This is a genomic window from Acinetobacter sp. CIP 101966, from assembly GCF_000369725.1.
Lineage (GTDB): Bacteria > Pseudomonadota > Gammaproteobacteria > Pseudomonadales > Moraxellaceae > Acinetobacter > Acinetobacter lwoffii_Q.
Genome location: NZ_KB850158.1, coordinates 244,789 through 260,401 on the forward strand (window position 1 = coordinate 244,789; position 15,613 = coordinate 260,401).

The following is a 15,613-nucleotide window of genomic DNA, read 5'->3' on the forward strand; positions in this document are numbered from 1 at the left end:
CAATTATACAAATAATCGGGCAGCTACGGCCAATTACAAGGTCTGCATTACCTCAGCAAAATTCTGCTTCTCGACCAGTTCCAGAAATTCATCGCCCAGACGCTGACTTTCCGCAATACATTGCTTCCAGAGCTGAATGCGTTGGGCCTGGTCCAAACCTTTTAAGTTAAAGTCTTTACGGTCAGGCAAACGACCCAAAGGCAAACTTTGCAGATATTGCTGCGAGGGAGAAAGCAGCAAAGTTCGTGCCTGATTTTCCGGATTTGAGGTACGTTTAAATAACTTGTCAAACCAGCCGGGGGTAATGCTATCGGTAAAATGTGGATACAGCACAATACCTTTGCTCTGAAAGGGCAGGTCAATGTGATAGTCAATCAGGCCACCATCGCGATAATAACCCTGCGGCGCATCCGGAATATTGTTCACCGCTGCCATCACCCCGGGAATAGACGCTGAAGCCATCAACCAGGACAACACACTCTGTTCGGTTAGTGCATGATAATGCGTGGTAAATCCATCTTCAGCGATTTTAAACTGTTCACCGATATTGGGCTGGCTGATCACACGTTGCATGAAATAACGGCTGTGCCGGCGCGCGACTGCGGTCGTTCCAAGAATTCCAGCCACAGAAGCCAGCAACGGCAATGCCTTGTCACTCTGGAAAATATGTTGGGCTTTAATTGAAATGACTGCGAGATGATAATCTGGATGATTGACTAGATCGTTTTCTTTGCCTTGTACCAGATCCAGCAGCATGCCACGGCAAACTTCGCTGACATCCTGACGGGTCATTTTTTTATGAAAATAGAGGTTGGTATAGAGTTCAGCCAAGCGTTCGGTTCCCTGTTGAGCACCATGTGCAGCCATACTGGCAAAGCGCCAACTACCAATCGAAGAACCCACCAAAGTTCTACGCTGAGGTGCACGTGGAAAAAACTCACCAAAAATCGCCTGATCCAGTCCCTGGATACCGATACCTTTGGGGCCACCTGCAGCACCAGGTACAATATCGACTTGTTCGGGTTGCAAACCTTGTTGCAGAATCAGCTCACGTGCCAGATGGCCGGCACGAATCGTCAGAGCAGGCGCACGTTTTTGTAAAATCTGTACCATGGTTGAACCTATACTAGCCAAATGTGTGCTTATTTTAAGCGATAGGTCTTAGGACCCAATGGCAAGATATGTCCTAAGGTGACTTTGGAGTCATGCGATGCCCAGAAAATAAAAAACCTGAACAGTGTCAGGTTTTTTTAAAAGCTCATTTAGTTATTTCGCAATCCGCCAGACGGCCAGTACACTCGCCAGTACAATCAGAATCACCGACACAAACCACGGTGAAATAATCGCAATTGCCAGCAGAATGGCCATGACGCTGCCAAACATCCAGCTACGCTTCTGTTGATGTTCCATTTGCAGGCGCATGCTTTGTAATTCATTGAGCTGTTTGGCATGCCAGGCCGACTGATTTTTTAAACCGTTTAAGCTGTCGATCATCAGGGTCGGTAAATCCTGTGCCCCTAAAAGTAGATCCGGGATTTTCTGTCCTAGTTCTTTCAGGTTCTTTTGCGGATTCATCTGGGCCTTGATCCAGTCCGTCAGAATTGGTTTGGCCAGACTCCAGATATCCAGTTCCGGATAAAGATCGGTTCCCAGACCTTCGACATGGACTAATGTTTTTAGTAACAACATTAATTGAGGTGGAATTTCCAGATGGAAACGACGCGCGATATCCATGACTTCAATCAGAATGCCGGCAAAGTCCAGTTCATGCATCGGTTTTGAGACCATTGGCCCCACACTGCGGCGCATTTCACGAGCCAACGCATCCTGATCAGTTCCCGGTGGAATCCAGCCGGCCTGATGCACCACCTGAATCAGCTGCATAAAGTCGCTGTTCATGACCGCCAGTAGCATGCGTGCTACGGTCATCTGGTCATGCTTGGACAGCTCGCCCATAATCGCGCAGTCCAGCGCAATAAAACGCGGATTGGCCGGATTGATGGTTTCTACAAAGACGTTGCCCGGATGCATATCGGCATGGAAAAAATTATCGCGGAACACTTGAGTAAAGAAGATGGTCAGGCCTTTACGCGCCAGATCGGCACGATCCATGCCCAACCGGTCAAAGGTCGCGATATCTGAAATTGGTACCCCGGTAATACGCTCGGCCACCAGAACATCTTTGCTGTCCATGTAAATTTCCGGCACATACATCATGCTCGAGCCGGTAAAATGATGGCGCATGCGGCGGGTATTATCGGCTTCCAGCGTCAGATCCAGCTCATTCAGAATGATCTGTCGATAATCCTGAATGATTTCCGATAAATGTAGGGCACGTGCTGCTTCCAGACGTTTTTCCAGAAATTGACCGAGCCATTCCAGAATTTCAAAATCCTGCAAAATCTGCTGGCGAATATTCGGACGGGTGACTTTGACCACGACTTCACGGCCATCATGCAGGGCAGCCGTATGTACCTGTGCAATCGAAGCCGCTGCCAGTGGCTGGGTATCGAAACGCGCGAACAGGGTATTTACATCAGCTTTCAGGGATTCCTGAATGCGCATCTTGGCCACGTCATTATCAAATGGCTTGACCTGGTCTTGCAGCAACACCAGTTGCTGTAAAACTTCAGGTGGAATCAGGTCACGACGGGTCGAGAGTAGCTGGCCAAGCTTGATCGCTAACGGCCCCATTTCTTCTAAAGCCAGTTTCAGCTTGAGCGGATTTTTACGTTCACGACTGGACCAGGCGGCCGGATGCATCCGGATGAGGGACAGCACATGCCGGGATTTTTCTGGTAATTCTTCCGCAGGAAACAACGTGTCGAGTCGATAGTGCGCGGCGATGCGCCAAAGTTCGAGTAAACGTGAAACATGCGGAATCATAAAGTTGTGTACCTAGTCTTGAGTAGAATTGTTTGAGGCATCGATTTGAGCCTGAAGCTGCTGGATTTTTGCTTCAACCCGATCTAAATTTTGATTCAGGATACGGGTGTCCTGATTCAGGTCATCCATTTGCCAGCGGGGGGCAAACAGACCGCTGTCTTCTTTTAAGGCATCTTCGGCAAAAAATAATTGACTTTGCAGGGTGCGTTTTAGCTGCTTGGGCAGCAGTTGCAATTTACCAATTTCATGCGCCAGTGTCGGGCCAACCCAGGGGCTTAAATGCGCCGCCAGATCCAGTTCCGCCTGTTGCATGATGCGCTGGATTTCCTGCAATAATTTGTAGTCGCCTTGCAATGGAATATTGCCGACTTCATCGGAAAGCAGCAGCTTGAGTAATTCCACCACATTGCTGACCTGCAAGGTTGCTGTCGCTTCGGTGATTGTCGCGGAACTTGCGTCAAATGGACGTTGTTCAAAGACCGAAGGTGTTTCGGTATGACCGGTTGCCGTTGGTTCCAGACGAACTTTGCCTTCATCAAAAAACACATCAACCGAAAGCTGCGGCGAGGCAATCACCACCCGCAGCATTTTACCGGACAGGGCATTCAGCTGGATGCGAGTAATGGCGTCCAGATCAAGAACATGATGAATCACGCGTTCAACAGCACCGAGTGCCAGAATTGACCACATAGGCAAGGAACCTTAAAGTTTGAAACCGCGGTGAACCGCAACAATCCCGCCAGTCAGGTTGTGATAGTCACAATTCTGGAAGCCGGCATTTTCCATCATGCCTTTCAGGGTGCGCTGATCTGGATGCATACGGATCGATTCAGCTAGGTATTTATAGCTTTCTGCATCATTGGCAATGATTTTACCCATGATTGGCAATGCCGTGAACGAATAAAGGTCATACAGCTTGGAGAATGGCTCAAACACTGGTTTAGAGAATTCCAGAACCAATAAACGGCCACCTGGCTTAAGGACACGATACATTGCAGCAAGTGCAGCATCTTTATCGGTCACGTTACGTAGACCAAAAGAAATCGTTAAAAGATCGAAGCTGTTGTCTGCAAATGGTTCTAAGGTTTCGGCATTGGCCAGAACGAAATCGACATTGGTACAGCCCGCATCAATCAGACGGTCACGACCGACATTCAGCATCGATTCGTTAATATCAGACAGTACCACATGACCTGTCGGACCAACTTCACGGCTAAAGACTTTAGCCAAGTCGCCAGTACCACCCGCGATATCCAGCACATGCTGGCCACGGCGTACACCTGACATATTGATTGCAAAACGCTTCCACAGGCGATGAATACCAAAAGACATCAAGTCATTCATGATGTCGTATTTGCTCGCTACAGAGTGGAACACTTCTGCGACTTTCTGGGCTTTTTCTTCGCTGTTTACAGTTTGATAGCCGAAGTGCGTGGTTGAGCCGACGTTACCCGTATTGGCACCGCGTGGCAGATTATATTTGGGCACAGTACCCGTCACAGGCGTGTCAGTCAGACGTTGTTCTAAAGATTGTTGCTGACCTTGCGGGGTGCCTTGTGGAAGGGGTTCAGTTAAGAATGGGCTCACTTTGTCTGTCTGTTGTGCCGACTCGGGGGTAGGGGTAGGCGTTGTATTTTCATTCGACATTGGAGTCACTCCTAACATATCAATCGGGTTAATCTTGCATTGTCTGCATCATGACAGATTCTAAAGGCTTATTCAGCAATCATGATGCAATTGTTATGAATAATATACAGAAAAATTCACGCTTGGCAGAAATACTCATCGGGTATTTACTGAAACGGTAGCGGATCGCCAGAATGTACTTTCTCGATAATCTGGCGTTCGGTGGCAGTGAACGTGCGTACAAATTTTTCTGCCGATTTGAGTGGCTTCATGGCCAGAAAACCATCCTGCATAAATTCATACATTACCTGAAAGTTATATTTATTCGCCGCGCCCTTACACATTTTAAAGGCGGTATAGACCACAAATGAACGCATGTATTTATCCAGACTCATACCGAGCTGATCCAGCAGAGCCAACTGTTTCAGGCGTGCTTCACCCTGATCCAGCTTCAAATAGGTCAGGCGCATCATCTCGTCAGTCAGCGGTTCATGTGGATGATAATCCTGTAATAACTGAATTGCGACCTGTTCATCGAGCTGTACCGCCAGAATAGCCAGCTCTACACCTGAGGTGCCGGTTTTAATGGCATTTTCCGGAATAACTTTTTCTGCTTTATGCGCATATTTCATCAGCCGGGCAATCTGTTCTGCCAGCGCATCAAAGTCAGCGCCGCCGTAGAGACGGTTCAGGAAATACTCCGACATCAACAGGTTTTGTTTTTCAGCAAAATGGGCGCGATGGGTGCGCTGCATGCGGACTTTCTGCCAGGCCTGCACATCCTGTAAACGGCTTAAAATGTCAGGCCGGGTGTGATAAGCCAGTTGATAATAATGCGCTAACAGATCATCGAGTACGGCAAGTTTGGACATGAGGCTTCAATTATCATTGGAGGATGCAAGAATCTTAGAGGCTGCCGGACAATCCTGCTATGACAAATTGAACAGAGATCGGGCATTTGTATGTCAATCTGTTGTTTAAATAGCCAATTTAATCGTGTGAAAAACGTTGCCAGAGCTATTTTTGCGCTGAAACTCCTCGCTATACTGCAAACAGAATAAAAGATCAGGGTTGAAGATGCGTATGGAACAACCACAATTTCAGTTAATGGATGAAGATCAGCTGTCTGTCGAGCTGATTGATGCCCAATATAATTTAAAAAAGACCCGGGGCCAGAAAAATGCCAAAAGTCTGGTGATTCTGGTGAATGGCATTGAACTGGCCGGCAAGGGTGAAGCGGTTAAACAGTTACGTGAATGGGTCGATCCGCGCTATTTGCGTGTGAAAGCCGATAAGCCTCAGCTAGCCGGCCCGAAGCAGACCTTGTGGCAACCTTATGCACGTTTTATTCCTGCCGAAGGCCAGATCATGGTGCTGTTTGGCAACTGGTACAGCGATCTTCTCGGCAGTGCCATGCAAGCTGAAAGCCCGCTGAGTGATGCACAGTTTGATGAATATCTGCAAGAGATGCAGGCCTTTGAACAGGACCTGAAAAATAACCATGTCGATGTGATCAAGGTCTGGTTTGACCTGTCCTGGAAAGTCTTGCAAAAACGTCTGGATGCCATGGATCCGAGTGAAACTCACTGGCATCAACTGCATGGTCTGGACTGGCGCAATCGCAAAGAATATGACACCTTGCAGCGCCTGCGTCAGCGCTTTACCGAGGACTGGTTCATTATTGATGGCGAAGATGAGCAGCAGCGCGACCAGCAATTTGCCCAGTATATCCTGAGTGCCTTGAAACATTGTCCGGATCATCCTGCCAGAGCCAAGGGAAGATGGAAACAGGCCAAGATTCCCGAGCAGTTAAAACATCCTTCCAAGACTCAAGCCCAGCCAGAAGATTACAAACCGGAACTAAAAAAATTAACCGCGAAGGTCGCCAAAGCCATGCGTTCCGATTCGCGTAATGTGGTGATTCTGTTTGAAGGTATGGATGCTGCCGGCAAGGGCGGCGCGATCAAGCGGATTGTCAAAAAACTTGATCCACGTGAATATGAAATTCATACCATTGCTGCACCAGAAAGATTTGAGCTGAGCCGTCCCTATTTATGGCGCTTCTGGACCAAGCTGCAAACCGATGATGATATCTGTATTTTTGACCGTTCCTGGTATGGGCGGGTATTGGTAGAACGGGTAGAAGAGTTTTCCAGTCCGGCCGCATGGCAGCGAGCTTATGCGGAAATTAACCGTTTTGAACAGAGCCTGGTCAAGCATCAAACGGTGATTGTGAAAATCTGGCTGGCCATTTCTAAAGAGGAACAGGCAGCACGGTTCAAGGCGCGTGAAGATACACCACATAAGCGTTTTAAAATTACTGAAGAAGACTGGCGTAACCGGGAACGCTGGGATGATTATCTGAAAGCGGCAGCCGATATGTTTGAACATACTTCGACTGAGGAAGCGCCTTGGCACATTATCGCGTCTGATGATAAACATACCGCACGGGTCGAAGTATTAAAGGCTATTTTAAAACAGCTTCAGGCAGAATAATCTGCCTGAAGTAAGAGTGTCTAGAGGGCTGCAAAAATTCAGCTCACCCGGATTTTAACCTTGCGCCACCTGTTTTTGCTGGATATTTTTAGCTGCACGGTAGCATTCCTCTACATGTGCTTCAGCAATCTTTTTCATGACAAAATAGCCCAGACTTGCCGCCACCAGTTGGCCGCCCAGCGGAATGAATTTTGTGACTTGCTTTGTGATCACTTTCGCTGCAACATTGTTCAAAGATTTTTTAACTGCCGTACGTGCGACCACCAGACCAGAAAATTCTACGCCGCGTTTACGCAACTCATTCCAGTGCACCTGACGGGTTTTTGGATCATAGACACTGATCTGGTCAGGCGCCAGGCCGAAGCGGGCATTGATCTCGGGAATCAATTGCGACAAGATACCGATATCAATGACCACGTCCATAAACGGCACTGGAATAACCGCAGCACCGGCAGAATAATAGGCGCGTTTTTTGGTGAGTTCCAGGCACTCGGCGCGGATTTGTTCTAAATCTAGGCTCGGATCGAGACGTTCAGGAATTTTATCTAATTTCATGGGCACTACCTAAGCTCTATGTTGTTTTTTTCTATTCAAGCATCTTTAAGATGCTTTTTTCAAAGAAATTTTTCGACTGAAGTGTGGTTTTAAAGTGTCATAGAGCGCTCGGGATGTATAGTAAATAATCTTTATCGTTTTGTAGTAAAAACCACATTCAGCAGTTCAGGGGAACCAATGGCCATCCATGTTATTCAGAGTCAACGTATTGATGTGCTTTTGGATAGTATGCTGCGTATTGTCAACCAAACTGCCCGGAATCCATTTGAGGTGTTACAAACCCGGCATTTTATTGTGCCATCTCCGGCTGTAGAAACTTGGCTGACCCAGAAAATTGCCGAGAAAAAAGGCATTAGCGCCAATACCCAGTTTCATCACCGGATTCGCGCCTTTCAATGGACCTCTTATCAGTGGGTATTGAATGCTCCCAAAGAAGTGGAGCAGGTCCGTGAAGCCAATATTCCGCGTATTATCATCAAATGGCGCGTGTTTCAGGCGCTACGAAAATGCATTCTGCCTGAACAGATTCCTTTAGACGTCGATCATCCGCTGTATTCTATTGTGAAGCGGATTTATGACAGTGCTGACCGGCTGGAGCAGGGTACAGAGAAGCAGCTGAAAAAACAGAGCATGCTGTACTGGGTAGCCGAGCAGGTGTCGCGTTTGTTTAGCCATTATATGGATTATCGCGGTTATTGCGCGCGTAACTGTCCTCCAAACAACTGTGGTTGTCCGAGTAACTGGTTAGAGTCCTGGGGGCAGGATATTGCGCTCGATATCGAGCAAATGATCTATAGCCCCAAAGATGAAAATGGTCATGAGATGCAGGTGGCGGATTTTGTCAAGATTCAGGCGCGTGAACTGGAAGCTTGGCAACGCTGGTTGTGGCAGCATGTATTTCAGGATGATTATGCCAAAATCCTGGAGATTGAACGCCTGTATTGGGAGCGGCTGGAGAATGCAGAAACCCGCGCTCAGGCTCTAAAACGACTGCCGGCCCAGATTGTGGTATTTAGCCTGCTGGAACTGCCACCCAGCCAGCTGGATTTTTTACGCCGTTTGGGGCAATACATTGATATCTATATTTTTCACTTCAACCCTTCGCAGGAATACTGGGCGGACAGTGTCGATCCTGACTGGAAAGCCAGATTTGATTTGCAGCGGGAAGAGCGCTTTATTCAGCGTTTTGAAAAAACCCGTCAACGTAAACCGAATGATGCGGAAATAAAAGACTTCAGGATCAAGCAGCTGAACTTTAATGCCGAAGACCGGGAATCGCGGCATCCGCTTCTGACCCGATTCGGCAAGCAGGCACGGGATCATTTTTCTCTACTCTCTAAACTGTCTTCGGGGGAAGAGGGTCTCTGGGCTGATGTCTTTGTCGATGAATATCAGGACAGGCTGCTGGCCAAAATCCAGTCGGATATCCTGTATTTACTCGAGCCTGAACAGCATCAATATGCTTTAAGCCCTGATGATGATTCGGTACAGATTCATGTCTGTCATTCTTCATTACGTCAGCTAGAAGTCCTCAAAGAACAGCTGATTCACTGGCTGGCTCAAGATACTCATGACGCGCCGCGTCAGCCGAGTGATATTCTGGTGTTGACGCCAAGTTTGAAAGAACTGGAACCGGCAATTCGCAGTGTCTTTGCGCCGCCACCACGTGAGCATGAGACTGGCAGCAAACGCCTGCAGAAAGATAACCTGTATTTACCGATCCAGATTGCCGGGGTGTCGCGTCTGGATGTCAGCAACGCCTGGCGCGCGGTACTGGGCCGGATTCAGTGGGTACGGCGCCGTTTCAGTATTGAGGACTTTGCCGACTGGCTTAGCCTGAATGCGACCCAACAGTATTATGGTCTGGACTATAGTCAGGTAGAGCGGATGTTGCAGTTGCTGACAGATGCTGGCTTTAAGCGTGGACTGGACCAGCAGCATTTACAGCAAAGCCTCAGCGCAGGCGATGAGGATTACCGGTTTAGCTTTAAATTCGCGCTGGACCGTCTGGCGTTGGGTCTGGCGATTCCTGAACATACCCTATTTCAGGATACCTTGAGTTATGCCAAGGTTCTGACCAGTGATTTTCCGTTGATATCGACCCTGATCCGGATTTATCAGGATCTGGTACAGCGCCGTGACTGGCTGACTTTACATGAAACCGGACAACGCACGCCAGTCAAAACTTGGCTGGAATATCTGCGCACCGACCTGAACGAGTTCCGTGATGCCGGGGTAGAATCACTCAAAACTGTTGCCGAGATTATCGACAAGCAAATGCGGATGCTGACCTTGGCCGATTATCATGACCAGGATGATCCGCATGCCAGTCAGGAACTGGTGGCACTCAGTCTGCCTCTGCCTTATGTGCTGGAAGAAATTCAGAATACCCTGGAGATGCAGCTGGATCAGGCCGAACCGACCGGACAGATTACTTTTAGCCAGATTGGTCAGATCCGGCCATTGCCTTATAAACTGGTGGTGATGCTGAATCTGGATAGCGGTAAATTTCCGAGCCGTAATCAACAGGTTCCGTTTGACCTGATGCGCAGCCTGAAGCCGCAACTCGGTGACCGTTCCCGTCTGGATGACGAGCAGGGCGCCTTTCTGGATGCCTTGCTGCTGGCACAGGAAAATCTATGGCTGTTCTATAATGGCTTTGATCTGGAGGATGGTGAGGCTCGCGATCCATCCACTGCCTTGCAGGAACTGGTTCAACATATCGCGCTGATCTGCCAGTCTGAACAGCCGGATGTCGAAGTCGATCCGATGGTGGATATTCATGGTCTATCGGTCGCTCAACATATCCAGCAGCTTTATCATGTACATCCCTTGCAGCCTTTTGATCCAGCCGGATTCGCAGATATGCAGACACCACGTTATCAGGATCAGTGGTTTGCAGTGGCAGAATATATCCGCAGCGCCGAAGGCAAACGCAGCAGCTGGATTAATGCACATTATCCGGCACTAGAACAAAAAGAAATCCGGGTACTCAAAGGTGATGAATGGATCCGCGATATGATTTTCCCGGCACGTCTATTCCTGAAAAGTGTCGGGGTTTCCACGATTCGCTATGCCGATTTGCCGAGTTCCCGGGAACCCTTATTATTGAACAAGCTGGAACAGTATCAGGTGCGGGATTTCCTGTTACAACAAGAGCAGGAGATTGAGCCAAACCTGATGCTAGACCGTTTGCCGGTGGGCAAAACCCAGCAAGCCACCTGGCTGGGCAGCCAGCAGGAACAGCAGTTATTGCAAGAACGTTTGCTACAGTTGGGCAAAGAACTGACGCCAGTCACCCAACAATCCCTGCAGTTCAGTCCTGAACTGATCATTCATATAAACGTGCCTCAGGTTCCACACAGCAGCTACTGGCTGAGTATGCAATCCTCTTCGGCCTCGGAAAAACGCCGTGCCCAGATCTGGCTGGAGTATCTGCTATGGCTGGCTTACTTGAATGACGATGCACGCTCACCAGAACTGGAGCGCATTGTCATTTTCAGTAATAAAACCCTGAAGTTTTCTGGCTTGAGTTCGAGCAAGGCACATGAGTATTTGCAGCTCTGGTTAAAGGCGTGGGAAATTGGTCAACAGCAGCCGCTGGTCTTGCCGGCAGAATTACTGATGAAAAAAGAGTGGCAGTGGGCCGAGAATGAACAGGGTAAAATGACCATTGTGGAAATGCAGGAATTGTTGGAAGCCTGGAACAACAGTTATAGTCCTAAAACAGCTAAGCCATTGACTTCGAATGAATCTAGTGTCTTGCATCAGGATTGGCAATTTATTTTGCAAGATCAGGATCCGGATCTGGCCTTGCAAAACTGCTGTCATGATTTTGCCCATGGCCTGTATGCACCAATTCATCAACATCTGGAATGGGTGAAATAGCCGTATGACTTTCTTAAAGCAGCAGACGCAAACAGCCATTTCTACCAATCCGATTCAGGACATGAAGTTTCGGGGCCTACACTGGATTGAAGCCTCGGCAGGCACCGGCAAGACCTATACGCTATCCAGTCTGATGGTGCGGATTTTTCTGGACCAGTATTATCCGCATCAGGTGATTGCGACGACATTTACCCGTAAGGCCACGGCTGAACTGAAAAACCGGGTACGGCTTCGGGTCGAGGAAACGCTGGCTTATATCCAGCGTCATCAGCAGCTCAATTCAGTTGAAATTACAGCAAAAATCCAGAATGAAACCGATCCTTTATTTCAGCAGGTACTGAAAGATTATGGTTCACGACTGGATTATGCCCGTCGCCGTTTACGTCTGGTGTTGAACCAGCTGGATGAACTGTTTGTCGGCACCCTGGACAGCTTTAGCCAGAAACTGTTACGTGAATTTGCCTTTGAAAGTGGCAAGATTGAACGTGCAGAACTGACCGAAGATCAAGATCTGTATATCCAGCAGCTGATTCATGATGTGCTGCGTGACTGGATCCAGCAGCAGCCGCAATATATGGTCAATCATCTGTATGTCCAGAATCTGCTGAAACCGGTGGAGCATTATACCGGGCTGGTGCGTGATGCCCTGAATTTCAGCAAGCAGCATTTTCGGAAGATCGAACCGGCTGAATGTGACCTGAACAAATTGGAAGCCTGCATCAGTCAATTAGTGAATATTCAGGAGCATGATCTTGCCGTCATGCGGCGTTATTGTCAGGAAAGTCCGAAGTATTTTCACAAGAGTTTTTTGACCAAGTTAACCGAAATTTGTGAAAACTTTATGACCTGGAGCGCAGCCCTGAAAACTCAAGGAACAATGAGTTTCTTTGATGCTGAATTGCAGCCGATTTTACTGAATCTGTGCCATTTGCGCCGCAAGAAAACCGATTTCCAGCCGACCACTCAGGTCTTTAACAAAAGCTGTCCGGATGCAGAGCAGCAGCTGATTTTGCAACATAGTCTGATCGTGGCAATTGATGCGCTGTGTGAGGTCAAACAGTATCTGGATGAGCAGCTGCAACAGCTTACGACCTATCTGGAATTTCATATTATTCAAAGTGTGCAGACCCGTTTGCCACAAACCTTGCAACAGCAGGGTGAAACCACTTTTTCCCAGCAAATCCGTACATTGGCGGAAGCATTGCAAGGCCAGCAGGGACAGCGTTTTGCCCAGTTTGTACAGGCACGTTATCCGCTGATTCTGGTCGATGAATTTCAGGACACCAATCAGGATCAGGATGATCTGCTGGCCAAGATCTGGCGTGATGCCAACCGGGTGCAGTCCGGCTGCATGATTATGGTCGGTGATCCGAAACAGGCAATTTACGGTTTCCGTGGCGGCGATATGCTCACCTATAACAAGGCACATGCCGATGTGCTGCATAAACAGGGCCGCGAATATACCCTGATGCAGAACCATCGGTCAGTCAAACCACTCGTAGAAGTGGTTGATGCGCTGTTCCAGCGGCAAATGGATTTTGGCGAACAGGTGCAGTACACCTTGATTCAGGCCGGTAGCCGGCCACATCCGGATTTAATCGACAGTGGTGCCTGCAATCCACAGCCGCTACGATGGATTCAGCTAGGTGAAGCCGATGTAGAAGCCGATCAGGTGGCCTGGAAAATCCGTGCATTGCTGAATCAGTCCGCCCAGCAACAATTGTACTTTCAGCAGCAGGAGCATCAGCAAAACCTGAGTGCAGATGATATTGCGGTGTTGGGATTTGGGCATTTTGCTCTGGAACAGGTGAAGCAGCGTCTGCAGCGTATGGGCATTCCCTCCTATAAAGAATCCAAACAGAGCGTGTTTGCCAGTCCCATCGCTCAGGATGTCGCGGCCGTATTGACGGCGATTATGGATCCTTTCAATGAGGCCAAGGTCAAGCGGGCTTTACTAACCCGTCTGCTGGGCTTCAATCTGAAAAAACTGATTGATTTGCAAAGCCAGAGTGAAGGCCTCAGTCGCTATATTGCGGATCTGGATATAATTCGGGAAATGTGGTTTGAGAAAGGCTTTTTGACCGCCTGGAATTATGCACTGAACCTGTTTCAGGTCTGGACCAATCTGGTGGCCAGTCAAAGTCTGGACAATGAGCGGGTGGTGGTCAATCTGCGCCATCTGACCGAGATGCTGAGCCAGCAGAGTGAATATTATCAGGGGGCGCAAAAACTCTATCACTGGTATTTGCGCCAGCTTCAGTCACCTTCAGGCAAGGACAGCGAAAAAGAACGCAAGCTGTCTGGGGATCATGGGGTGCAGCTGATGACCATTCATGCCTCCAAAGGGCTGGAATTTAAAGTGGTGTTTTTATTGGGAGCAGATGCTGCTTTTGATGTGAATAAAGGCAATCTGAATTTTTCCCTGTCTGCGCCTGAACAGGACAACATCCTGGAACAATCCCGGGTGATTGCAGTCAATCACAAGAATTTGCATGAGCAGGCGATTCTGCAAAATGCAGCGCGTAATGCTGCCGAAAACCACCGGCTCTGGTATGTGGCGCTGACCCGTGCCAGTCACCGAGTATATGCCATGCTGCAGGATCAAAACGCACAGTCCGATTCGGGGCTGGCCTTCTGGCGTGGTCAGGGAGATCAACTGTTTCAACATGCTTTAAGTCTGGTCGAGCCGCCTCTGTCTCAGGAGCCACCGCGCCTGGTCGAGCAGTCGAACCATCATCAGGTCGACATGCGGGCGCAACCTTTGCCAGAGCGGCAGTTTTATCCGCGAACCAAAACCAGTTTTACGGCTTTGTCACAGCATCAGCTACATGGACATATCTTGCAGGACGATCTGGTCACGGCTTATGAACAGCCCGACAGTGCTGCCGATGAAATTCATTTTACCGGTCTGGAAGAACAGCCAGCAGCTGTGCCCCTAGACTGGATTAGGCTGAATTTTCCTAAAGGCACCGTAGCCGGAACATTCTTGCACAGCATTTTTGAACATATTGATTTTCAGGACAGCAGTTACTGGAATCTGGAAATCCGGCGCCGTTTTAAAAATACCGCACCGCAAATCTGGCAGGAACTGAAAGAAAAATTTGAACAGGCTTTTCATATACGTAGTGTACTAGAACAGGCTTTTTCCCTGCATTATCAGGCCGCTGTGGTGAATCTGCGAACCCTGTTTCAGGCCACAGCTCAGGCAGATTTCAAAGCCGAGGAATTGCGTCATAGTATGCAGCGCGTATTGTCCAGCCTGAACTATAAGTTATTGACCGGAATTCGCCTGCATGACCAAAGCAAAGCTTATCGCCAGCAATGGCAGCAGCTGTTTCACTCGGCACAACAGCTCGATCGTTCGGGTCTGCTGGAATTTTTAGATCAGTTTCGAGTGTATTTCGATGGGCTGGAGGATGACTCCTTTATCCAGTTTTTTGAACAGGAAGTGGCCCAGCTCACACGCCCTGCAAGTACTGAATCACTGAATGTGGACAATATTTTCCAGACTGCATTTGATGGCTTGCTGGACGAGATCACAGAAGATATTTTGCTGAACCTGGTGCATGACTGGGTACATGACATTCTGGCCACTCCGATTCAGGCAGATTTTGCCTTGGCACAGCTGGAGGCTAAACAGTATCTGTCAGAATTTCCTTTTTATCTTTCCTTGATCGATGCCCCTTTGCAGATTCGGCAAATCCATCAGCTTTTTCTCGAACATGACATTGTCATGAGCGATTTTAATGAAGCTAAGTCGGCACGTTATCTGACCGGTTCCATCGATCTGGTGTATTTCGATGGCCAGCGCTACCATATTGCCGATTATAAAAGTAACTTCCTCGGACCTGATCAGCAGCACTATAGTGCTGAGGCGATTCAGCAGAATATGAGCCAGTCCAGTTACTGGTTGCAGGCCGCTTTGTATCTGGTGGCGCTGCATCGTTATCTGAGTGCCAATATGGAGGGTTATTCGATTCAGCAGCACTTGGGCGGCGCGACCTATCTGTATTTGCGCGGGGTGAATGGACAGGCGCAGCAAGGAGCTTATCATTGGCAACCCGATATCGAATTTATAGAAAAACTGGATCGAATATTGGGCTATTTTGAGCAGAAAAAATCAGCTTGACTTTGCAGTTTTATAAAATATATCTCTGTACAC

9 protein-coding genes are annotated in these 15,613 nt (G+C 48.4%); 3 read left to right on the forward strand and 6 right to left on the reverse strand.

Annotated features, from left to right (window positions below; genetic code table 11):
* Positions 1-33: 33 nt before the first annotated feature.
* The 5 genes from F891_RS01235 to F891_RS01255 all read right to left on the reverse strand — a co-directional run bounded on the left by F891_RS01235 (position 34) and on the right by F891_RS01255 (position 5,384).
* Positions 34-1,113, reverse strand: coding sequence for a patatin-like phospholipase family protein (locus F891_RS01235; RefSeq protein WP_004647329.1), 1,080 nt, complete (start codon positions 1,111-1,113; stop codon positions 34-36).
* A gap of 153 nt (positions 1,114-1,266) precedes the next feature.
* Positions 1,267-2,886: an ABC1 kinase family protein gene (locus F891_RS01240; RefSeq protein ID WP_004647330.1), complete on the reverse strand. Its 1,620-nt coding sequence runs from the start codon at positions 2,884-2,886 to the stop codon at positions 1,267-1,269.
* A 12-nt stretch (positions 2,887-2,898) separates the two neighbouring features.
* Entirely contained in the window at positions 2,899-3,576 is a 678-nt protein-coding gene (locus F891_RS01245; protein ID WP_004647331.1) for a ubiquinone biosynthesis accessory factor UbiJ, read from the reverse strand.
* A gap of 12 nt (positions 3,577-3,588) precedes the next feature.
* Positions 3,589-4,533, reverse strand: a complete 945-nt coding sequence (gene ubiE, locus F891_RS01250) for a bifunctional demethylmenaquinone methyltransferase/2-methoxy-6-polyprenyl-1,4-benzoquinol methylase UbiE (RefSeq protein WP_004647333.1) — start codon at positions 4,531-4,533, stop codon at positions 3,589-3,591.
* A gap of 146 nt (positions 4,534-4,679) precedes the next feature.
* Positions 4,680-5,384 carry a DUF8198 family protein gene (locus tag F891_RS01255; protein ID WP_004647334.1) on the reverse strand — a complete coding sequence of 235 codons (705 nt, stop codon included), beginning with the start codon at positions 5,382-5,384 and terminating at the stop codon, positions 4,680-4,682.
* 205 nt (positions 5,385-5,589) lie between these two features.
* On the opposite strand from F891_RS01255, the gene F891_RS01260 reads away from it, so the two are divergent.
* On the forward strand, positions 5,590-7,008 hold the full coding sequence (locus tag F891_RS01260) for a polyphosphate:AMP phosphotransferase (protein WP_005261620.1): 1,419 nt from the start codon (positions 5,590-5,592) through the stop codon (positions 7,006-7,008).
* Between the two features lie 54 nt (positions 7,009-7,062).
* On the opposite strand, the gene F891_RS01265 is transcribed toward F891_RS01260, so the two are convergent.
* Positions 7,063-7,563, reverse strand: a complete 501-nt coding sequence (locus F891_RS01265) for a hypothetical protein (RefSeq protein WP_004278581.1) — start codon at positions 7,561-7,563, stop codon at positions 7,063-7,065.
* 177 nt (positions 7,564-7,740) lie between these two features.
* On the opposite strand from F891_RS01265, the gene F891_RS01270 reads away from it, so the two are divergent.
* Together F891_RS01270 and F891_RS01275 are read left to right on the forward strand one after the other, a co-directional pair.
* Positions 7,741-11,451 carry an exodeoxyribonuclease V subunit gamma gene (locus F891_RS01270; RefSeq protein WP_005261622.1) on the forward strand — a complete coding sequence of 1,237 codons (3,711 nt, stop codon included), beginning with the start codon at positions 7,741-7,743 and terminating at the stop codon, positions 11,449-11,451.
* A 4-nt stretch (positions 11,452-11,455) separates the two neighbouring features.
* Positions 11,456-15,580, forward strand: a complete 4,125-nt coding sequence (locus F891_RS01275) for a UvrD-helicase domain-containing protein (RefSeq protein WP_005261624.1) — start codon at positions 11,456-11,458, stop codon at positions 15,578-15,580.
* The last annotated feature ends 33 nt before the right edge of the window (positions 15,581-15,613 follow it).

What these genes read in the sequence shown, in the direction of transcription:
- F891_RS01235 (WP_004647329.1), bottom strand. Translation starts at nt 1,113, where the DNA reads ATGGTACAGATTTTACAAAAACGTGCGCCTGCTCTGACGATTCGTGCC.
- F891_RS01240 (WP_004647330.1), bottom strand. Translation starts at nt 2,886, where the DNA reads ATGATTCCGCATGTTTCACGTTTACTCGAACTTTGGCGCATCGCCGCG.
- F891_RS01245 (WP_004647331.1), bottom strand. Translation starts at nt 3,576, where the DNA reads ATGTGGTCAATTCTGGCACTCGGTGCTGTTGAACGCGTGATTCATCAT.
- ubiE (WP_004647333.1), bottom strand. Translation starts at nt 4,533, where the DNA reads ATGTCGAATGAAAATACAACGCCTACCCCTACCCCCGAGTCGGCACAA.
- F891_RS01255 (WP_004647334.1), bottom strand. Translation starts at nt 5,384, where the DNA reads ATGTCCAAACTTGCCGTACTCGATGATCTGTTAGCGCATTATTATCAA.
- F891_RS01260 (WP_005261620.1), top strand. Translation starts at nt 5,590, where the DNA reads ATGCGTATGGAACAACCACAATTTCAGTTAATGGATGAAGATCAGCTG.
- F891_RS01265 (WP_004278581.1), bottom strand. Translation starts at nt 7,563, where the DNA reads ATGAAATTAGATAAAATTCCTGAACGTCTCGATCCGAGCCTAGATTTA.
- F891_RS01270 (WP_005261622.1), top strand. Translation starts at nt 7,741, where the DNA reads ATGGCCATCCATGTTATTCAGAGTCAACGTATTGATGTGCTTTTGGAT.
- F891_RS01275 (WP_005261624.1), top strand. Translation starts at nt 11,456, where the DNA reads ATGACTTTCTTAAAGCAGCAGACGCAAACAGCCATTTCTACCAATCCG.